The sequence below is a fragment of the Cellvibrio sp. ARAG 10.3 genome (assembly GCF_051846955.1).
Lineage (GTDB): Bacteria > Pseudomonadota > Gammaproteobacteria > Pseudomonadales > Cellvibrionaceae > Cellvibrio.
In genome coordinates, this window is record NZ_JBPYCU010000004.1 from 245,190 (window position 1) to 265,560 (window position 20,371).

At 48.9% G+C, this 20,371-nt stretch carries 22 protein-coding genes; 9 read left to right on the forward strand and 13 right to left on the reverse strand.

Going from position 1 to position 20,371, the window contains the following annotated elements:
• The first annotated feature begins 246 nt into the window (after nucleotides 1–246).
• Complete coding sequence (gene fucP, locus ACSV5M_RS07450; protein ID WP_439175069.1) at nucleotides 247–1,569, forward strand: L-fucose:H+ symporter permease; 1,323 nt, start codon at nucleotides 247–249, stop codon at nucleotides 1,567–1,569.
• Between the two features lie 35 nt (nucleotides 1,570–1,604).
• Here fucP and moaE read toward each other — a convergent pair whose 3' ends face one another.
• Genes moaE through ACSV5M_RS07470 form a run of 4 tightly spaced genes read right to left on the reverse strand, consistent with a single transcriptional unit; the run spans nucleotide 1,605 to nucleotide 3,575 of the window.
• Nucleotides 1,605–2,060, reverse strand: a complete 456-nt coding sequence (gene moaE, locus ACSV5M_RS07455) for a molybdopterin synthase catalytic subunit MoaE (RefSeq protein WP_439175070.1) — start codon at nucleotides 2,058–2,060, stop codon at nucleotides 1,605–1,607.
• 1 nt (nucleotide 2,061) lies between these two features.
• Nucleotides 2,062–2,310: a molybdopterin synthase sulfur carrier subunit gene (gene moaD / locus ACSV5M_RS07460; protein ID WP_439175072.1), complete on the reverse strand. Its 249-nt coding sequence runs from the start codon at nucleotides 2,308–2,310 to the stop codon at nucleotides 2,062–2,064.
• The gene (gene moaC / locus ACSV5M_RS07465) at nucleotides 2,307–2,801 is read right to left on the reverse strand and encodes a cyclic pyranopterin monophosphate synthase MoaC (RefSeq protein WP_439175073.1); all 495 of its coding nucleotides are present in this window, start codon (nucleotides 2,799–2,801) and stop codon (nucleotides 2,307–2,309) included. The genes moaD and moaC overlap by 4 nt, the downstream gene beginning before the upstream one ends.
• Nucleotides 2,802–2,816: 15 nt before the next feature.
• Nucleotides 2,817–3,575 carry a DUF481 domain-containing protein gene (locus ACSV5M_RS07470; RefSeq protein ID WP_439175074.1) on the reverse strand — a complete coding sequence of 253 codons (759 nt, stop codon included), beginning with the start codon at nucleotides 3,573–3,575 and terminating at the stop codon, nucleotides 2,817–2,819.
• Between the two features lie 199 nt (nucleotides 3,576–3,774).
• Here ACSV5M_RS07470 and dusA point away from each other — a divergent pair, with 199 nt between their 5' ends.
• The 3 genes from dusA to ACSV5M_RS07485 all read left to right on the forward strand — a co-directional run bounded on the left by dusA (nucleotide 3,775) and on the right by ACSV5M_RS07485 (nucleotide 6,314).
• Entirely contained in the window at nucleotides 3,775–4,764 is a 990-nt protein-coding gene (gene dusA, locus ACSV5M_RS07475; RefSeq protein ID WP_439175076.1) for a tRNA dihydrouridine(20/20a) synthase DusA, read from the forward strand.
• 139 nt (nucleotides 4,765–4,903) lie between these two features.
• Complete coding sequence (gene tal / locus ACSV5M_RS07480; protein ID WP_439175078.1) at nucleotides 4,904–5,860, forward strand: transaldolase; 957 nt, start codon at nucleotides 4,904–4,906, stop codon at nucleotides 5,858–5,860.
• A complete protein-coding gene (locus ACSV5M_RS07485) occupies nucleotides 5,850–6,314 on the forward strand; it encodes a TerB family tellurite resistance protein (protein WP_439175080.1) in 465 nt (154 codons plus the stop codon). Before tal ends, ACSV5M_RS07485 begins: the two co-directional genes overlap by 11 nt.
• A 10-nt stretch (nucleotides 6,315–6,324) precedes the next feature.
• On the opposite strand, the gene ACSV5M_RS07490 is transcribed toward ACSV5M_RS07485, so the two are convergent.
• A complete protein-coding gene (locus ACSV5M_RS07490; protein ID WP_439175083.1) occupies nucleotides 6,325–6,807 on the reverse strand; it encodes an STAS domain-containing protein in 483 nt (160 codons plus the stop codon).
• 2 nt (nucleotides 6,808–6,809) lie between these two features.
• Complete coding sequence (locus ACSV5M_RS07495) at nucleotides 6,810–7,997, reverse strand: SpoIIE family protein phosphatase (protein ID WP_439175086.1); 1,188 nt, start codon at nucleotides 7,995–7,997, stop codon at nucleotides 6,810–6,812.
• 272 nt (nucleotides 7,998–8,269) lie between these two features.
• Between ACSV5M_RS07495 and ACSV5M_RS07500 the strand changes: the two genes are divergently transcribed.
• Nucleotides 8,270–8,578 (forward strand): PilZ domain-containing protein, encoded by a 309-nt coding sequence (locus ACSV5M_RS07500; RefSeq protein WP_439175089.1) that lies wholly within the window; start codon nucleotides 8,270–8,272, stop codon nucleotides 8,576–8,578.
• 61 nt (nucleotides 8,579–8,639) lie between these two features.
• On the opposite strand, the gene ACSV5M_RS07505 is transcribed toward ACSV5M_RS07500, so the two are convergent.
• The 3 genes from ACSV5M_RS07505 to ACSV5M_RS07515 all read right to left on the reverse strand — a co-directional run bounded on the left by ACSV5M_RS07505 (nucleotide 8,640) and on the right by ACSV5M_RS07515 (nucleotide 11,147).
• Nucleotides 8,640–9,386, reverse strand: coding sequence for an MlaA family lipoprotein (locus ACSV5M_RS07505; protein ID WP_439175091.1), 747 nt, complete (start codon nucleotides 9,384–9,386; stop codon nucleotides 8,640–8,642).
• 310 nt (nucleotides 9,387–9,696) lie between these two features.
• The gene (locus ACSV5M_RS07510; protein ID WP_439175093.1) at nucleotides 9,697–10,098 is read right to left on the reverse strand and encodes a hypothetical protein; all 402 of its coding nucleotides are present in this window, start codon (nucleotides 10,096–10,098) and stop codon (nucleotides 9,697–9,699) included.
• 83 nt (nucleotides 10,099–10,181) lie between these two features.
• Complete coding sequence (locus ACSV5M_RS07515) at nucleotides 10,182–11,147, reverse strand: porin (RefSeq protein WP_439175095.1); 966 nt, start codon at nucleotides 11,145–11,147, stop codon at nucleotides 10,182–10,184.
• A gap of 727 nt (nucleotides 11,148–11,874) precedes the next feature.
• Here ACSV5M_RS07515 and ACSV5M_RS07520 point away from each other — a divergent pair.
• Nucleotides 11,875–13,971 (forward strand): EAL domain-containing response regulator, encoded by a 2,097-nt coding sequence (locus tag ACSV5M_RS07520; RefSeq protein ID WP_439175096.1) that lies wholly within the window; start codon nucleotides 11,875–11,877, stop codon nucleotides 13,969–13,971.
• Nucleotides 13,972–14,046: 75 nt separating this feature from the next.
• On the opposite strand, the gene ACSV5M_RS07525 is transcribed toward ACSV5M_RS07520, so the two are convergent.
• Nucleotides 14,047–14,736: an HAD family hydrolase gene (locus tag ACSV5M_RS07525; RefSeq protein ID WP_439175099.1), complete on the reverse strand. Its 690-nt coding sequence runs from the start codon at nucleotides 14,734–14,736 to the stop codon at nucleotides 14,047–14,049.
• Nucleotides 14,737–14,772: 36 nt separating this feature from the next.
• Nucleotides 14,773–15,570, reverse strand: a complete 798-nt coding sequence (locus ACSV5M_RS07530; protein ID WP_439175102.1) for an AfsA-related hotdog domain-containing protein — start codon at nucleotides 15,568–15,570, stop codon at nucleotides 14,773–14,775.
• A gap of 371 nt (nucleotides 15,571–15,941) precedes the next feature.
• On the opposite strand from ACSV5M_RS07530, the gene ACSV5M_RS07535 reads away from it, so the two are divergent.
• From ACSV5M_RS07535 to ACSV5M_RS07545, 3 genes are read left to right on the forward strand one after another with little or no spacing between them, the layout of a single operon-like run.
• Nucleotides 15,942–16,679 (forward strand): substrate-binding periplasmic protein, encoded by a 738-nt coding sequence (locus ACSV5M_RS07535; protein ID WP_439175105.1) that lies wholly within the window; start codon nucleotides 15,942–15,944, stop codon nucleotides 16,677–16,679.
• A 16-nt stretch (nucleotides 16,680–16,695) separates the two neighbouring features.
• Nucleotides 16,696–18,324, forward strand: coding sequence for a sensor histidine kinase (locus tag ACSV5M_RS07540; RefSeq protein ID WP_439175107.1), 1,629 nt, complete (start codon nucleotides 16,696–16,698; stop codon nucleotides 18,322–18,324).
• A complete protein-coding gene (locus tag ACSV5M_RS07545) occupies nucleotides 18,284–18,730 on the forward strand; it encodes a response regulator (RefSeq protein WP_439175109.1) in 447 nt (148 codons plus the stop codon). Before ACSV5M_RS07540 ends, ACSV5M_RS07545 begins: the two co-directional genes overlap by 41 nt.
• On the opposite strand, the gene ACSV5M_RS07550 is transcribed toward ACSV5M_RS07545, so the two are convergent.
• Both ACSV5M_RS07550 and ACSV5M_RS07555 read right to left on the reverse strand, forming a co-directional pair.
• On the reverse strand, nucleotides 18,727–19,503 hold the full coding sequence (locus ACSV5M_RS07550) for an HvfC family RiPP maturation protein (RefSeq protein WP_439175112.1): 777 nt from the start codon (nucleotides 19,501–19,503) through the stop codon (nucleotides 18,727–18,729). The genes ACSV5M_RS07545 and ACSV5M_RS07550 overlap by 4 nt on opposite strands.
• 3 nt (nucleotides 19,504–19,506) lie before the next feature.
• Nucleotides 19,507–20,364, reverse strand: coding sequence for an HvfB family MNIO-type RiPP peptide maturase (locus ACSV5M_RS07555; protein WP_439175114.1), 858 nt, complete (start codon nucleotides 20,362–20,364; stop codon nucleotides 19,507–19,509).
• Nucleotides 20,365–20,371 lie beyond the last annotated feature (7 nt).

The window sequence follows — 20,371 nt, forward strand, 5'->3', positions numbered from 1 at the left end:
ACTCACAGACTGCAACCCAGCAAAGGTATTTTTGACTATTTGAACACATCAAAAAAACACTCATCCCCTTCTAAATTTTTACTTTTAAAACAATAAGTTACAAAACATGTGACAGCGCTGTCAGCTTGCATTATAGTACCGCGCACCTGGATATCGGCAGCGCGCTCCACTCCAGTTCGGTAATAAAAATTTAAGAACCGGTTCAGGTTTTTAAACATAAATCAAACCAATTATAAGAGGTGAAATATGGCCAGCATTCCGCAGGGCTCGCACCAACATCACGACAGCATCGACAACGCAGACCATACTGTTCCACTTGTTATCATCACTATCCTGTTTTTTATGTGGGGTTTTCTTACCTGTCTTAACGACGTATTGATCCCTCACTTAAAAGCGGTTTATACCCTTAATTATGTGCAAGCCATGCTGGTGCAGTTCTGTTTCTTCGGAGCTTACTTTGTGGTTTCTTTGCCTGCGGGTTACCTCATAAAAAAAATCGGTTATCAACGGGGAGCTGTAACCGGATTAATCATTGCCGCCATCGGCTGTGCGATGTTTTATCCCGCCTCCGTCACCGGATATGCCGTGTTCTTGCTTGCTTTATTTGTCCTGGCCTCAGGCATTACCGTACTTCAGGTAGCCGCAAACCCCTACGTGACGGTCTTGGGCCCAGCCCAAACAGCATCCAGCCGACTGACGCTAACCCAGGCATTCAACTCTCTGGGAACCACGATCGCTCCTTACCTCGGGGGACTCCTAATCTTATCGACAGCAGTGCTCACAGCGTCCGAATTGCAATTGCTTTCTACCGCTGAACAAGAAGCTTATCGAGCCAAAGAAGCAGCGTCCGTACAAGTTCCTTATCTGATCCTGGCCTCTGCGCTACTGCTTCTGGCGGTATTTTTTGCGTTCGCCAAATTACCCAAGATTCATCATAAAGACGAAGACGATCTTAAAGGTGATATAGCATCCAATAAACCGTCTGCGTTATCACACACCCACCTGTTGTTGGGCGCTATCGGTATTTTTGTTTATGTCGGTGCAGAAGTCAGCATCGGCAGTTTTCTGATCAACTTTATCGGTGAAAAAAATATCGCGAACTTGCGTGAGGCCGAAGCGGCGCACTTCGTCAGTTATTACTGGGGCGGAGCGATGATCGGACGCTTTATCGGTTTTGCGGTAATGCGTTATATCAGCCCCGGTAAAACCCTGGCTTTTAATGCAATCTGCTCAATCCTGCTAGTGCTTACTGCGACCTTCGCAGAAGGTCGTCTCGCGATGTGGGCACTTATTGCGGTTGGATTATTTAACTCGATAATGTTCCCGACGATCTTCAGCATGGCATTGCATAAATTGGGTAAATTTACTGGTCAGGGATCAGGTATTTTGTGCATGGCCATCGTCGGCGGTGCATTAGTTCCGCTGATGCAAGGCGCACTGGCTGATATGTTCGGCCTGCAGTTATCCTTTTTGTTACCGGCTATTTGTTATGTGTTTATTCTGTTTTTTGGCGTGAAGTACGCCGGTTTATATAAAACCTCTCCCAAAACAGAACCGGGACATTTATAAATAGTGATAAACATAAAGGGCGCGTGATGCGCCCTTTATGTTTTCTGCTGCCAACGTTGTGCCGATGCAACGTCCTTCTCCTGTGCATCAACCCAATGATCCCCCGCCTCAGTCATTTCCTTTTTCCAAAACGGTGCTCGCGTTTTCAAATAATCCATCAGGAATTCCGCCGCGGTAAAAGCTTGTTCCCGGTGCGGGCTGGTGACACCAACCAGGACAATCTGGTCCCCTAACGTTAAAGGGCCGATGCGATGGATGATACGGCAACGAAGCAGTTGCCAGCGCGACCTGGCTTCCTCCAGTATGTCTTCCAATGCTTTTTCGGTCATACCCGGATAATGCTCCAGCAATAATCCGGTGACATGACGCGATAAATTTAGCTCCCGCACTCTTCCCACAAACAGAACCACCGCTCCAGCATCAACATCATTGTCGATCAAAGAGGCATATTCAGCAGCAACATCAAAATCGACGGATTGTACTGAAATCATGTCACCCTCCAGTAACGGGAGGGAAAAAGGCCACTTCGTCATTAACACCGACAGGCTGTTCAGCTTTCGCCATTGTCTGATTGACCGCAACAAGCAAATTCTTGTCGGCAAGTGACGCAGCCCAACGTGGATGTTGTTCAATCAGTTGACGACGCAACTCCGCTACCGTGCTTACTTCACGAGCATCTATCTCAATCCCTTCGCATCCCAACTGCTCGCGCAACTTCGCAAAGAAAAGGACTTTGATCATGATGATTTACCCATCGTCGATTCACGCTGATAGTGTCCGCGTCGCCCACCACTTTTTTCCAACAAGTAAATCTGTTCTATCACCATATCCATATCAACGGCCTTGCACATATCGTAGATCGTCAGTGCGGCTACGCTGGCGGCTGTGAGCGCCTCCATTTCAACACCGGTTTGGCCAGTTAACTTGCAATAGCTCAGGATATCCACACAGCTCAATGCCTCGTCAACTTCAAATTCAATACCAACCTTTGTTAAGGCAAGTGGATGGCAAAGCGGTATCAAGTCCGCACACTTTTTTGCCGCCTGAATACCGGCTATGCGAGCAACCGCCAGAACGTCACCTTTTTTCAGGGAGTTATTAACAATGTGCTTAAGAGTCTCCGTCTGCATGGAGATACGCGCAAAGGCCCGCGCCTCGCGACAAGTCATAGGCTTGTCGGAGACATCCACCATACTGGCTTTACCGTGTTCATCAATATGGGTTAAGGCCATGAGCTTCCCTCAGCGTTAAAAATTGTATACAAGATTTACATAGGTCATGGTGTCAGTTTTTTCCTTACCCGGTGCGACATCCGAGTCGTTCGCAACGTTAAAACCGACCTTCATTTGCATCGCATCATTGATACGCGTACTCAAGGAAGACTCCGCCACAGTGCGGGTATTGTCTTCCCCGGATTCAACGCTCAGGGTTTGCTTGAATTCCGCCGAGGGACTGATTTGCCAGGCGAAGCTGGCGGCACCACGCAAAATCATACCGGTTTCTGTCTGGATGCTCTCGTCTTCCAACACGCGCTCGCCGCGAAAATAACCTGGACCAATCTCCGCGTCCAACTGCATGGTTTCGCCATTATATAAACGAGTTCCATAACCGATGGCGACGGTGCTGTATTGCTCATAGGAACCAAATTTGTCTTCAGCGTGCGAACCGAATACGAAGAAATTGGAATGTTCGTTTTCTAACTGATAGGCGCTTTTGATGGACCCGAAATATTTCTCGGCCGTTTTTTCAGTTGTCTTGGTGCCATCATCCTGGGTCACCTGATCTTCTTTAAACAACGCACTGAAAATATAGTGATTATGCCAACGCGTGAGACGCTGCTTAGCATCAATTTTGCCTTGTACGCTGGTGGTCTCTGTATTACCTGATGTCGCAATCACGCCCAATTCTGTCGAAACCGTCCAAGGCTTATTTTCACTATCTTGGGCCATAACGAACGGAGCGAAGAGTGAAGCCATACCGGCCAGGATAACAGGTGTTCTGATCATAACTTTTCCTTACATTGCTGCAGCACGGCTGCGTTACCTACCTCACCTGAATACATCCCACCTCGCGAGGCCTGCATCAAGCGAACCACAAGCGCCGCATTGTACACCATCAAAATGATGTGATTTGCGATCTCGCCGGAGGAAATCACCAGCCCCCATGATAGAATCTGCCCTCTTTTTTATATCCACGCTACTACGTATGTCTGTGACTTCCACCCATTTACCTGACCGCCGCTTTTGTGCAGCTCCCATGATGGAATGGTCCGATACCCATTGCCGCTATTTTTGGCGCCTGCTGAGCAAAAAAGCGATGTTGTACACCGAGATGGTTACCACCGGTGCGCTTCTTAATGGAGACCGGGAACGCTTCCTGGCTTACCACTCACAAGAACATCCCCTGGCCTTGCAGCTCGGCGGCAGCGACTCGCGCGCGCTCGCAGAATGTGCGCGCATGGCTGAAGATTGGGGTTACGATGAAGTTAACCTGAACTGCGGATGCCCGAGTGACCGGGTGCAGAATAATATGATTGGTGCTTGCCTGATGGCGGAGCCGGAGCTGGTAGCCGATTGCGTGGCAGCGATGCAAAAAGCGGTAAAGATTCCAGTGACCGTTAAGCATCGTATCGGTATTGACGACATGGATGACTACGCAGACTTGCAGCGATTCGTCAGTAAGTTGGCCGATGCTGGCTGCAAGACATTTATTGTCCATGCACGCAAAGCCTGGCTGAAGGGTCTCAGCCCCAAGGAAAATCGGGAAATCCCCCCCCTGCAATATGACAAGGTTCTGAACCTGAAACATGAATTCCCTGCGCTGGAAATTATCATCAACGGCGGTATTACGACGCTGGAGCAGTGCGAAACCTTGTTGACCGGTGTTGATGGCGTGATGCTCGGACGAGAAATCTACAGCAATCCCTACCTGCTGGCGGACGTGGATCAACGTATCTACGGGGCTTCTTGGGCTACACCCTCTCGCGAAATGGTTATGGAAGGCTTTATTGCTTACTGCGAGGAACAAATGGCTAAAGGGATTCGTCTGAATTACATGACCAGACATATCCTGGGGCTTTTTCAAGGTATGCCGGGTGCCCGACGATTTCGCCGGACCATCAGCGAACAAGCCCATAAACCCAAGGCCGGCATCAATGTCTTATATCAAGCCTTAGCCGCTATAGATGGCAGTTGATTTCACGGGTGCGCACCCCAATGATGGGATTACCTGAGAATATACCAGCCGGCAACTTTCAGCCGCAGCCCATAAAGTATTACAATATCGGCTTATATTAAAACATACCAACAGCTTCGACCCTGACAGGACTACAACAGTGACTACCAAACTTGAACAACTGAAAAAGATGACCGATGTAGTTGCCGATACCGGCGATATAGAGGCCATTCGTTTATATAAGCCTGTAGATGCAACCACAAACCCTTCATTGCTTTATAAAGCGGCCCAAATGCCACAGTACCAGGACTTACTGCAAAGCTCCCTGGCTGCGGCGAAAGGTGTCAGTGGTAGCGCAGAGCAAATCAGTGCAGCCAGTGATCATCTAGCCGTAGCCATCGGTAGCGAAATCCTGAAACTGGTTCCCGGTCGTATATCCACCGAAGTCGATGCGCGCTTATCCTTCGATACCAAAGCCAGTATCGACAAAGCGCGTCATCTGATCGACTTGTATCAGCAAGGTGGGATTGATAAATCACGCGTATTGATCAAACTGGCATCAACCTGGGAAGGTATTCGCGCCGCCGAAATCCTTGAAAAAGAAGGCATCAACTGTAACCTCACATTGCTCTTTGGCTTCAATCAGGCTTCTGCTTGTGCCGATGCAGGTGTGTTTCTGATTTCACCGTTTGTCGGACGAATTCTTGATTGGTACAAAACCAACACTGATAAAAAAGAGTACACCCCGGAAGAAGACCCAGGTGTAATTTCGGTCCGCCGTATTTATAACTACTACAAGCAACATGGTTATAAAACGGTAGTCATGGGTGCAAGTTTCCGTAATACCGGTGAAATCGAAGCGCTTGCCGGCTGTGACCGCTTAACCATAAGCCCACAACTGCTGCAGGAACTGGACAAAGATACCGGCGAATTAAAACGCGTCCTGTCACCGGAGAATGTAGGCGAGCCTATCGCCAAGGTACACGACACTGAAGCGAGCTTCCGTTTTGGCATGAACGATGATCCGATGGCTACAGATAAGTTGGCCGACGGCATTCGTAATTTCGTTAAAGACCAGATCAACCTGGAAAACCTGCTGAAATCTCGTGCTCAGTAAACTCGCAAGCTTCTTCGAAAGCCACCTGCAAACTGCAGGTGGCTCTTCCCCTTCACTCTCCTTCGCGCAAAAACAATTGGCGGTGGCTGCACTGCTAATTGAAGTCGCCACTGCCGACCATGTGATGGACAGTGTCGAACTTGATGCATTGATCCGCTTGCTGGAACGCAAATTCTCCCTGCCCCACGAACAATTGGTTGAGTTGGCCGAGCTTGCCAAGGCTGAAGCAGCCGAAGCAACCTCGTTTTATCAATTTACGCAGCTCATCAACAACGAATGCTCCAACGCGGAGAAGTTTGAGTTAATCAAAGGCATGTGGGAAATTGCCTATGCGGACAATCAACTCGATAAATATGAAGAGTATGTAATTCGTAAAGTAGCCGATCTTATTCATATCAGCCATTCAGAATTTATTCGCGCGAAGAGTATCGTCCGAGCAGACATAGGTAAATAATCGCTGGCAGTCAGTTGCATTCCAACATTTTTACCAGATTGCGAAAGGTTGCGCTGTTTTCCTTGTTCAAACCCATCAAAATTTTATGGGCTTCCAATACTTTTTCCTTCACCTGAAGCTCATCATTTACATCAGCCGTCAATTCGCGTGCGGGACTGACCGGGGTCTTCAATTCGCTCACAATGGTAAAAATATCCTGGAAACCCATGGTTTGCAAAATACGGTTAATACTTGGATTTGTGGAAAGTATGACGGGAATAATATTATGCCGGTCCTGGCCTTGTAGAGAAATCTTGGCCATTAAACCGAGTGTGGTGCTATCAATGGCTTCAGCTTCTGACAGGTCAAATAACACGGCAGAAAAATTGTCGGCGCTGAACATGGAATCAATGAATTGATCAAACGAAATACACAAGGTTAAACGGACATCGCCTACCATCTTGATCACGTAGACGCCTTCATGATCGGCAACCAGAATCTGCCCGGGTCGCATGTTTATTTACCTCTGGTAATCGTCAATATAGCGATATCATCGGGAGTCTCCCCAATTTCTTTTATCGCTAATGCATCGCATACAGACTCAAGGCTTTGCCCCCGCTGCGCGATTAAAGTCAGTAGATGGGCTTCTTTATCCAGCAATTCTTTTTGCGGCAATATTTCCAACACCCCATCGGAGAAACAAATTAATGAGAACTCCTCTGGTAACTGTAGCGTATAAATTTGCCATGTCACGTTTTTGAAGATACCCACCGGCTTACCAAAGCCTTCCAGAAACTTCGCACCTTCAGCGGTCACCAGTATCGGCATTGGTAAATGCCCCGCCACCACATAACGCATCTCTCCTGTCAGGGTATCTATTACTCCGACAAAGAAAGTGAGGTGATGATTCAATCGCGTTTCATTCAATTCGCGATTGATGATTTGCAGCATGGCATCAGTGCCACGCTCAAAAGAATCCTCATCGCCAAAGAGCCCTTCTTCTCGCACCATGCGGCTGACAATATGCTTGAGCCATATCGTGACAAACGCCGACGAAGCCCCGTGGCCCGATACATCGGCAAGGTAGAACGCCAAATAGCGTTTTTTGATATGGGCATAATCTACGAAGTCGCCACTGAGATATAACGAGGGGGCAATATAGTGCCCGACGTCATAACCATCGTGCGTATGCAGCCGGGTAGGCATCAGCCGGCGCTGCACCTGACGCCCGGCCAATTGGTCACGCTCCAAAATACGCAAATGCTCCCGCAAACCGCGATTGGCCTGCTCAAGCTTGTCCCGGTAACGCTGGTTTTGCCGTATCAGGTCACTATGATCAAGCGCCTTACGCACGGAGTGCACCAGCATCTCCATGTCCATAATAGGCTTGATGAGATAATCGCGAGCCCCCAGACGCAACGCGGTCACCACGTCACTTATTACCCCGGCTCCGGAGATGACAATGACAGGTAAGTCGGGAAGCTGCTCATGAAGTTGCTGCAGGACTTGCAGACCGTCGAGGTCGGGCATACGCAGGTCAGTAATGACCAGGTCAGGAAGGCTTTCATCAATAGCGCGGATACCGGAGCTGCCATCGGCAACTTGTGTAACCTCAAAGCCGCTATCTTCAAGGTATGTTGCGATACTCTGACGAACAAGGGTATCGTCGTCGATGATGAGCAGTTTTCTACTTCTGTCTGTCATCCCTAGCCCTGTCAGACACCTGTGGAATCATGTTATAAACGCTGCAAGGCGCATAACACTACTCTCTTATCTGGCCTTAAGCAAGCTGTTCAAATCACCATTTTTGACGTACCTTAATCCTATCTTGAGCATTGGGAACCCAACTTGAGCACGGGGTCCCTGTGCTAGACTCTCATTACCCGCTGATACTTTTATTGTCTGTTCCTGCTGTCTATCACAGTCGCCCGCCCGCATGGCGACTTTTTATCATGAAGATAACGAGGAAATGCACCATGAGCTTGTCCGATAAAGCCTATAGCGAGAAAAGAGATTTCATCCGGATGAAAATCAGCGCTCCGCTGACGGCAACGCTTTCGGCAGATCAACGGGTGTTTGAGGGGAATTGCCTGGATCTCAGCGGCGGCGGCATGCGGGTCGAAACGGGTGAAAGTCTTCCTGTCGGTACAACACTGGATGTGGAAGTCTCATCAGATCATGGACACAACCCCACTCTTAAAGCCAAGGCCCGTATAGTACGTTCCATACCCAATGAGAGCGGAACCCATGAGTTAGGCCTGGAAATTATAGAAGTCCTCAAATGAGGGCTTCTGTGTTTTAGGAGGACTCGATTTGCTCGAAAGATGCTTTTTGGAGAGACTCGATCTAATAGCCAAAATCTTCCGCATCACCAAAATCATCTTCCAGCCCGAAATCGTCTTCTACTTCTCCGTCGTTAATCAGAAACTGGCGTCTTTGCAGGTAGGCATCCCGGATAAATGTGTAGCGATCCCCTGTGATATGCCGCTCCAGATCAAGCAAATTGGCACGGGTGTTTAGCAGGGACACACCCGATACGGTATTGCGGGTCGGCACATGATCGATATAAGTGCGGGGATCAGAGTAGACATTCACTGGCATGGCAATACCATCGCGCAATGTGCTCGGACCAAACAACGGCAATACAATATATGGCCCCTGCTTGACCCCCCAAACGGCGAGCGTCTGCCCAAAATCTTCACCTTCATTAGCTTCCATTCCCATATGCTGGGCCACGTCGAACAATCCGGCCAAACCCACGGTGCTGTTTACCAGGAAACGACCGGTATCGTTAGCTGCTTGCTTGCCTTTACCTTGTAACACGTCGTTCAGGACGTTAGGGACCTCCATAACGTTATCAATCACATTATCCACGCCTTTCCGAACAAAGCCCGGGGTAATAAATACATAACCCTTTGCCAATGGCCTGAAAAGATACCGATCAGTCACATCATTAAAGGCGAACATGGCACGATTAAAACCTTGCCAGGGATCAGCCTCATCCTGGGCGTAGCCGGGTAGGCTTAAACTTACCGACGCCAACAAACCGGTAACCACGATAGATTTGCGGAGAAGATCGTTAATTTTTCTCACAGTTGGGGTCTCATCTGAAATTGAGTACTAGGGCTGGAAATCAACATCGAGGACAGAGAGTGTGAGGCTTGTCGATGGTTCCTTTTCCTACGGCAACTCTTACGTCAATGTTTAAATCCATTCTCAAATCAATGCCATTGAACCATCAATGCCATCAAGATGGTGCCCTGAGGCAGGCTGCCACTTTACCGAAAGCTCTTGATGACGACAACAGCGCCATACATTATGGCCAAAGTAACAAGCGATGTTTAAAGGGTTATTAAAAAAAATAAACGGCAGTGCCCTGAAGCACTACAGATTGTGAGAAATCTTAAAGGCACTCGTAACGCAATCTGATGGTCAGCGCATTCTCGACGGGCAGAAACAGCTCATCAGTAACCCGAAATCCTTGCACACACTCCTGACCGATAACTGACAAGAGTTGATAGCGCGCCTTCGCGAGGGACTCTGCATCCTTAACTGGCGGCGACATCTTTGCCGAGCCGCGAGGCCGGTCCGTGGTCGCTTGCACACTGGATGTTGATGACGATGATGCCTCATCGCGCTTGAACCAACCGCGCACCACACCATTCAATCCGGATTCTGTATCTTCACACTCATTGGACGCATTGACATTCATTGAGTCCGCCACATCCACAGCCAGCTCGCATTCCTCAGCATTAGCGATGTGTGCACAGCCGATACACAACAATACCAAAAATAACTGTTTCATCAGAATTCCCGATTATTTTTTACCTAGTAAAAAGGGTGCCAAGGCACCCTTTTTACGTTATGACGATGACTGCAACATCAAGACTAGAATTTCAGATCCAATCCGATACCGAGGTAATCGTCGTCGCGCAGGTTAGCTATGAAAGAGTTACCGCCTCCATCAACAGCCGTTATGCCTTCATTTTCAATCGCGGTGTAGTAACCGTAGATAACCGCATTTTTGGATAACTTATAATCGATACCCACACTGACACTTTCGGCATCCAACGCAGTAGGTGCTAATTTAAAATCAGACTCGCCATACTGAGCCTTAAGTGCCCAAGCGTCATTCAAATTCCACAATGCTGATACCAGGAAACCATCGCTGTCGTCCACACCATCAATGTCGGTGCTCTCGAACATTGCACCCAACTGCACCGGACCAAGATTAACGCGGCCGATTGCGCGGACAATATCAATACCTTCGGCCTGCACGTCCTGATCCATAGCTACCCCGAGGTATACATTGGATGTGTTGTAACCCAGCGACGCAGAGATACCATCATCAACATCATCATTTTCTTTAGTGATATACGCCACAGTCGCGGTGAACGGACCGAAGGAACCGGGGGTAACGTACTGAACAATATTGCTGGCTCGCGTTTCACCATTGAAAATGTTTGCAAGATCGCCTTCAAGATCGTTAAACAGGTCTACTTTTTCCTGGGCGGCTTTTAAGGGTGTATCGAAGTGTCCGCCCATAATGGTACCGGCCTTGCCTTGCAAACCGATGAAGATATTGCGCTGACCGAACGTTTGGCCGTTGCCACCAATACCGTCATCCATTTCGGTCTGGTATTCAAATTGATAAATCACTTTAAGGCCGTCAGAAATTACTTCATCGCCTTTAATACCAATGCGTGAGGCATTGCTGACCAATTCGATCTTTGAATCACCACCCTCGTCTGCGTTTTGCAGCGATACATTCGCCTTGCCGTAGACAGTTACATCAGCCATAGCACTCAACGGAAGAAATACTGCAATAGCAGCAGGTAATAATGCTTTTTTCATGGAATGTCCCCTGACATTATTTTTGGAATGTTCTGATCCTTGGAGTTGGACCGAGAAGCGCAATCTGATTGCAACGTATAGCAAGCAATACCGATGGCGCCGTGAGCTTCTTAAGCACTCAACCACTAGGTTACAATTTGGTTAACTCCGCATTAAAAATTTATTGCGAAATAATGACATACAAAATGCCACCGCCTTTTTACACATCGTTGATTCTTTTTTCAATGCCTAAGAACCTACAATGAAATCTACTTACCAAAATTATCTGCGATCAGCATGACAACTTACCGGCAAGTTTCTGGTGGGAAATAGATAATAATGATTATTGCGCCAAAATTTCTTGTTGAGTCGCAAAAAGCGGCATAAGAAAACATCTGCTGCCATGCTCGATAGAAAAGCCCGTCGTATGCTGGTACATAAAAGTAGAAATACGTACAGGCCACATCCCGAAAATAACTATCGGCAGCCTATGTCTTGCCGTGGAAGGGCGTAAATAAGTCCATCATTTTCAAGAGTTTTTTCAGTTAAATGCTGGATTTTTAAATGCCGCCACCGTAAAGTGAAGCGGCTTTATAAGGATACATTCATCTCCGTTCACAGTGATTAGTTGCTTGATGTGCCGCCTGTGCGGTGAGGCAGAGGTCGCGCAGGCGTACCCAGAGATACCGGGACTCAGTTAGCAAATAAGAATTGAAGAGCAAGTTTGCAGAACAAGTGGATAGGATTAATGGGCAAGTCGCTTAATGTATTATTCATCGAAGACTCCGAAGCGGATGCGGAGTTAACCACCGCTGAACTCGCTCGTGGCGGGTTTATTCCTTATACCGAACGCGTTGAAACACGCCATTCCATGCTGGACGCCCTGACCAAAGCGGAGTGGGACGTCATTTTGTGCGACTACAGTATGCCTCGCTTCAGTGCCGAGGCCGCCTTGCAGACGCTCAAGGAAAGCGGCCAGGATATCCCCTTCATTATTACCTCCGGCGCTGTCGACGCAGAAGATACCGTCAGCCTGCTCAAACAAGGCGCCCATGACTTTATGAATAAAGAAGCTCTCGCCCGACTGGTGCCAGCCATCGAGCGGGAGATTCGGGAAGCGGAGGTACGTCGCCAGCGACGCCTCGCCGAAGAACGGGTGCGCATATTATCCAGCGCAGTTCAGCAAAGCCCGGTCTCTGTGTTAATTACCAATCCTGAAGGCAAGATCGAATACGTTAATCCCAAATATGAACAAATTACCGGCTACGCCTCCAATGAAGCGATTGGCCGTGATCTTGGTTTCACCTTATTGAACCAGACCAGCGCCGATGCCATGGCAGCCATGCGTCACAGCATCAGCAATGCCCAGGAGTGGCGTGGTGAGTTTTGCAGTATCCGGCGCGATGGCCAGGTGTTTTGGGAATTTGTCAGCCTATCGCCCCTGCGCAATGACACCGGCGATCTGACACACTTTGTCATCATTAAAGAAGACATTACGGTACGGCGCAGTTACGAAGAACGGCTGCTGCGTCAGGCCCACTATGACGACCTGACCGGCCTGGCCAATCGGGTATTGATGCTGGAGCACCTGAATGTGGCCCTGGAGAGTTCAGCGCGCAATCACCGCCAGACGGCGATGATGTGCATCGATCTCGACCGGTTCAAGAATGTTAACGACAGCCTCGGCCACAGCTGCGGCGATGACGTGCTGAAAGAGTCTGCTGGCCGCCTCAGCGGCTGTATCCGCAACGGTGACATCCTTGCCCGTATGGGGGGCGATGAGTTCATTATTATCCTACCCGACATCAGCACACCCAAAGAAGCCGAAAAGGTCGCGGAAAAAATTATCGCTGCATTTGCGCAGCCGTTTTTTATCGGGGGCAAGGAATATTTCGTCACCGCCAGTATTGGTGTTGCTCTCTCCCCCAAAGATGGGCGTAGCGCTAACCTGATCCAGCGTAACGCTGACCTGGCCATGTACAAGGCAAAGGAATTGGGGCGCAATCGGTACCATTTCTTTACTGAAGACATCAATACCCAGTTGATGCAACGGCTTGAACTTGAAGTGCGGCTGCGCCAGGCTATCGCGCTGGAAGAGCTGGAATTGCACTACCAGCCCATCTATGACATCAACACCAATATGATGGTTGGCTTTGAGGCCCTGGTGCGCTGGCGCCAGCCTGATGGCAGCTTGCTGATGCCGGTGAACTTTATCCCCATGGCGGAGGACATCGGTATTATCCAGGAGATTGATAAGTGGGTAATGGCCACTGCCTGTGTCGACGCGGCCAAACTGGCGCATGAGTCAAAGCGTCCGCTGCGTTTGTCTCTGAACGTGTCGCCCAAGCAGCTGCAAATCCCGGACTATGCCAATTTTGTTGCCCATCAGTTGTTCATCAATAACCTGTCGCCCACACAACTGGAGCTGGAAGTCACCGAACGGGTCATTATGCAAAATGATCCCCAAACCCAGATTAATATCACTGCGCTTTGTGACCTGGGCGTGAGGCTGTCGATCGATGACTTCGGCACAGGTTATTCATCACTGGCCTATCTACAGAAATTCCCTTTCAAAACACTGAAGATCGACCGGGGCTTCGTCAGCCAGATTTGTGAAGATCCCAATACCCACCGGCTGGTAGATACAATAATTACCATGGCACACGGCCTGGATATGGAGATTGTTGCGGAAGGTATTGAGAACGACCAACAACGGCAGTTGCTGCAAAAACAAGGGTGTGACCACGCACAGGGGTATTTTTTCAGTTATCCCGGGCCCTTTAAGGATTTGCGTGAAAAAATCAATAAGCCCTGGGAAGCGCCGAGCGAAACGCCTCTGCATTAAAAAACTCCTGCCGGAGCAGGAGTTTTAGCAATGGAGATGCAGCCCATTAGATAATTTATAGAATTCTGTTGACCGTTATACTGGCGATATGATTCGCCATCCAAGTTCCTGCGCCCGCTGTTCCAAACCTCTTCCGCCTCTCACGACAGTTGGTTTTCCGACGCTCTGTAACATAGGTAAATCTGAAATATCATCGCCGTAAGCATAGCAATGTTCCGCCACACCATTCACCGACGCCAGGAATATTCTTATTGCTTCCGCCTTGCCCGCGCCAATCGTCTGGGGAGTGAGAATACGCCCCGTGTAACATTCGTTTTCTACTTCCATTAAGGTAGAGAGAATGTGCCTGACCTTCGTCACCCGGGCTACCGGTTTAAGGATCGCCGGGAAGGAGCCTGACACAAATACCACCTCTCGACCTTCATCCTGATGACGTTTCAATTCCGCCAAGGGAACCTTATGGAACAAATCAGGATGCTTCTCTTCCATGTGTGCAAACCAGGCTTCACCGCATTGTTCAACGTCCGCCACCCGGCGACCGGCAAAATGCTGATAATACAGCCGGTTCAATACTTCCCAGGATGCACTCTCATGCATGTGTTGACGCAGATCCTTGTAGTAAAGCTCTCTTGCTTGATGCTCATTAAATCGCTCGTACCAAAAGTCCTGAAAACTCAACATGCTTTTAACCGAAATCAATGTATCGTCGACATCGAAAAAAGCATAACCGACACCATCAGGCTTGTTTTTCAGTGCAGCATTCATAGAGAAATCTCCGTTTGAGTGGAATGATAAGCGTCATCACAGGTTTTCAACATGTTTAACCGGCTCGTCAAACTCTTGCATGTTGGCAGCCACATAAGCGAGATAATTTGACTGCGTCTTTAACGCCTGCATGTTTTCGCCTTTGCTGATGCGTACCTTTTCCATTGCACCGATTGATAACATGAATTTGGATACCGCCTGCCCACATTGCTCCACCAGAATTTCCGCTTCGAAGCTTAAACGCTTTGGATTGTCGACGGACTTTTCTATCATGTTGCAGCGCAATACCGCACCGACTGGAAAGGTGTAATGGCTGTAGCTCACAGAAAGGTTATTTAACACAAAGGCATACTCGATTCCGTTTTTCGGCAGCAGGTAAGCCTCGGTTACCGCAACGATCGCTTGCCGCGCAGCCTCAATCAGGATCATTCCTTGTACGTGCTGGCCACTTTGATGATCGTTCATTAACTCACAATTCTCATCGATCATCATGTGCATCTCAAAAAGATCTGCCGATAACTGGCGCGGCTCAGAAATCAGGGTATTGGCTGAATGGTGTTTGTGACTGAGTGCACGCCCGGCACGCTTCGGCAGGTTATGCCATAAGCTGAAATCAAAGAAGGCAAGATTCGGCGATGCAGCAGCCTCTTTCAGTAACTCGGCAACACTGTCATCACCCAGCCCTTGCCCTGGAACCAAAAGTGTTACACCCTGATTCGGTAAAGGTATGGACAAACTCAGCAAGCCCCGCAATTGCGATAAGGTTACCGCGTCTTTGCCTTTTACATAATTTGCAAATTTGTCACCAACAACAAGTAAGATTCGATTGTGCATAAAACACCTCAATAGAGTTAATTAGAAAATTTACGATCACCTGATCGTTTGTATGATTACTGCGTTAATTTTCATCCTGAAAATTTGTCCTGAGTGCCTTTTGCGTGCATCAAGCTGATCAAGATTCGCACAAGGGCACTCATTAGATTTATACTGACTTGTATGGGTGAAGACTAGGAACATTTGGCAAAGCGGAAAAATAAACAGCAAAAAAACAAGAAGGGGTTTATGTGCCAGACGTAAATCAGGACGCTCCGATAATGTCCGTCCTCACATGGCAGGATGCTGTCAATCAAAACACTTGGAGAGAAGGCAAAGCACCGTTTCCGGGACTATGCTTGGTTAATCGAACTCATTGTGAAGGTACTGCAATGCCAAGGCTCATAAAAAAATTCCATCAACATCTCGTCGGACTCTTGCTAGCGCTCATGGCACTGACCAGTACAGCGGCGCCTGCGAACAAGCTGTCTTTTATTACCATAGATGTCGCACCCTGGGCCTCTGTTAACGAGGCGGGAGAGATGGAGGGTGCATTCATAGAATTGGTCAACGAAATTGCGCAACGCATCAACCGTAAGATCGATATCACGATTACACCTTTTGCCCGGGTGGATCGTGAACTTGAAACTGGCTCTCACGACTGCACCATTCTGGTTCCACGGCCCGATACGCTGGTGGTGAAGGGAGATGTTATATCCTATCATCCGATGGGTGTGATCCCACGCAAGGGGACGGAAATAACCGTTTATGAGGACATCCAGGCACTCAGACTATCGGTAATACGCGGCGCAACCATGACGCCGCGCTTCGATGAAGACACCAAAATCTATAAAGAATATGACACGGATTATTTGATCGGCTTGCGCAAGATCGCGCGGGGTCGACTGGATGGTATTGTGGGAGCCATCCCAACACTGCTCTACCTGGCCGAGCAGGAAGGTGTGGCCGATCAACTGGGCGAGCCTTTCCCGTTAACCGAGATACCGCTTTTGTTTCAATGTTCCAAAAACTCACCTAACCTGGACATCATGCCGCAAGTCAACGCAGCCATTGCCGCGATGAAGGCCGAGGGCGTGGTTAAACACATTCAATCCCGTTATTACTTCTAAATATTGCCAGGCCCTGATGAACGCCAACGAACCGATCAAACCAAATCCACCCGACGCTGCCGCGACAGCACCTTCTGCCGGACATTCATTGCGCGATATTTTCTATGCAGTAAAAAATTATGGCATTGCCCGGCATTTGCTCCTTTACATCATTATCTTCAGTTCTTGCGTTACCTTACTCGCCACCAGTTTGCAGCTCTATACCGATTACCAGCGCGATTTGGACATTATCAACAGCCGCCTGAATGAAATTGAGGGCGGCTATATCGGCAGTATCAGTGCAAGCTTGTGGAATCTGGATATCAAGCAGCTGGAACTTCAACTGGACGGGATAAAACATTTGCCCGATATCAAGGCGGTAGAAATCCGTGAACGCAACGAAGAGTTTTCCAAACCCCTGCACCTGATTCGCGGCGAGAAAAGTACACGCAATATTATCGTGCGCAATTACCCTATTCTTCACAATGTCTCGGGCGAGACACGTGAGATCGGCATGCTGACCATCCAGGTGTCCTTGAACGAGGTGTATCAACGCCTGTGGGACAAGGCGATTGTGATCCTGCTGAGTCAGGGCATCAAAACTTTTCTGGTGTCTTTATTTACCTTGTATATTTTTTACTACCTGGTGACTCATCACCTGACCACTATCGCTAATTTCCTGCGCAGTTTTGATGTGGAAAAAGAGCCTCAAAAGCTGGCACTGCACCGCAAACCCTCCTCCCGAGAGGACGAGCTGGATTTAGTGGTTAAAGCATTCAACCATCTGTCACAAGACTTGCATCAGGCTTATGAAAACTTACGCGACACAAATAAACGTTTGGCTGAAGATAATATTGCGCGGCGTAAAGCTGAAGAGGAAGTCAATCGTTTAAATGCTGTGCTGGAACAACGTGTGCGCCAACGCACAGCAGAACTCGAAGCGGCTAATAAGGAATTAGGTACATTCTGCTATTCAGTTTCCCATGATTTACGCGCCCCACTTCGCCGCATTGAAGGTTTCCGCCGAATTCTGTGTGAAGAATATGAAGATCGCCTTGAGGAAAAAGGCCGCCATTATTTATCGCGCATTGAGGTCGGCACTCGTGAAATGGCGGAGATGATCGACAGCTTTTTACGTTTATCACGCGCCACTCAGGGTGAAATGGTGGTGCAGCGTGTAAATATTACTGAGCAAGTAAACGAGATTTTTAATCGTATTCAGGAGCGCGAGCCGCAGCGACAAATTACGTTGATTTCGGAGCCAGATATTTATGCTGATGTCGATAAACGTTTTTTTGATGTATTGATCAATAATTTATTAGACAATGCGTGGAAATATTCCCGCCATCAGAAAAATGCAAAAATTGTATTCGGGATAACATTACTTAATGAAGAAACCGTCTATTATATTTCTGATAATGGTGTAGGCTTCGATATGGCTTACGCTGACCGCTTGTTCAGTCCCTTCAATCGCTTACACAAAGCTGAAGAATTTGATGGTGTGGGCATAGGTCTTGCGACGGTCCAACGGATTATTGCTCGCCACGGTGGCCGCATATGGGCACAATCAACACCGGGAGAAGGCGCAACGTTTTATTTCACCTTATGGTCAAGGAACAAAGAAAGTGGGCACGGAAACAATATTGTTAGTGGAGGACAATCCTGACGAAGCCGAGCTGGCTCTAATGGGGTTTGCCAAGAATGACCGCAGTTACGACATTCAAGTCGTACACTCGGGAGAAGATGCGTTGGAGTTTTTATTTGCGACCGGCAAACACGAAGGGCGTTGTCCCTCACGCAATCCGGATCTCATTTTGCTGGATATCAAATTACCTGGTATCAATGGACTCACCGTATTACAACGCCTGCGCGAGCACCCCTGCTATGAACACACACCGGTGGTGATCCTCACCACCTCCGATGAGACCTCAGATATCCTGGAAGGGTATAACCGGGGGGTAAACAGTTATCTGCAAAAACCCGTCGACTTTGCGGCGTTCTCTGACCTGCTCCAGCAAATCAGCCAATACTGGCTCAAAACCAATATCTCACCACCCAAAACCAGCAATTAAATTTGATGTGTTGCCTCGACCGGTGGCAACACCGCTGCGATGATCTCCTGAACCACCAGATTTTCAAGTAACTGCTTGCCGCCCCGCTCCAGCGCTGCTGGATCAGGGTGCTGCAATTCGGCAGCAATGCGTTGCAGTGCTGCCCTGCCCGTTAATCCGCTTTCTTCTTGCAATAGTTGCAACAAACGGATGGTAACGGCATTGGCTTCAAGAAATTTCACAGCATCCGCGCGATTGCGATATACCACCAGGAAACTGGGCTCAGCCGGCGGTTCGGCGGGTTGATAATTCGGGCCGATGCGATGCACAGGAAACTGGTAGGACAAACACCACACCAACGGTGAAATCTGGAGGTTGCCATCCAGCACCGACAGCCCATGGTCTTCAAATGTTGGCAGCGTCTCCGTTGCCACGTCCAGGGCCAGTTCAACCCATTCGTAATGGGCCAGCTCCAATATGAAGGGCAAATCATCGGCGCGCGTGCCGCGTTCATGCATCAGGTAATGCAAAAACTCCTGGCTGATTTCCAGGAAATAAGGTGTCTGGCATTGGTGAGTCGCCACAAATTCCCGCACCATGGTGTGCCAGGCATCATCCGCCATCAGGCTGCGGAGGATTGGAAAGGCACCGCTGATAAATCCTTCAATGTTGTTGTAGATCAGGTCGCGATAAATCCCCATGCGCCGATCTTCAATGGCTGTCGGCGCGGGGTGACGCTGCGGGTCGCGCAGGTGTCGAGTGAACTGGTATTGGGTGTACTGGAACGAATCCATGTGTCAACCACCGATTGCTTTGGGTCGGGCGGTATTAGCAGTATCACATTGCGCTTGCAGCCGTTGAATCTGCTTGACCTCATCCAACAACTCTGTCAGGGGAGGAATATTAAAATCCCGCTCCAGCAAGGTGGGTTTAACACCAAAGAGCTGATAGGCACGTTCCAGTAACGCCCAAACAGAAGGAATTACCGGTGCACCGTGTGTATCAACCCGCAGGTCTTCCGCCTCGTGAAAGTGTCCCGCGATATGCATGTAGGCCGTGCGCTCACCGGGCAAGGCTTTAAGAAATTCCAGAGGATCGTAACGATGGTTGATGCTGTTGACGTAGACGTTGTTAACGTCCAGCAGTAAATCGCAATCCGCTTCGTTGATTACCGCATTGATAAACTCGCTTTCGCTCATCTCCTGTTGCGGCGCGCAATAATAGGAGGCATTTTCAATAGCGATACGTTGTTCAAGGATATCCTGGGCCTGGCGAATCCGACCGGCAACATAATGCACCGCCTCTTCCGTAAACGGGATCGGCAATAAATCATAAAGTTGGCCATCGTCGCTACAGTAACTGAGATGCTCACTGTAGTAGCGGATGTCGTGCACACGCAGGAAGTCTTTGACTGCATGGAGCAGTTCTAGGTTGAGGGGCGCCGGGGAACCGATCGACAGGGACAAGCCGTGGCAAACAAATGGAAAGCGCTCGGTGTAAGCGCGGAATTGCTTACCGAAACGTCCACCCACATTAATCCAGTTTTCCGGAGCAACCTCCATAAATTGAATTTCGGCCGTGGTGGTTTCCCGTAAGCTGCTTAACAAGTTACGGCGCAAGCCCAAACCTGCGCCGTGTACCGGTGTAATGGTCATCACTGCA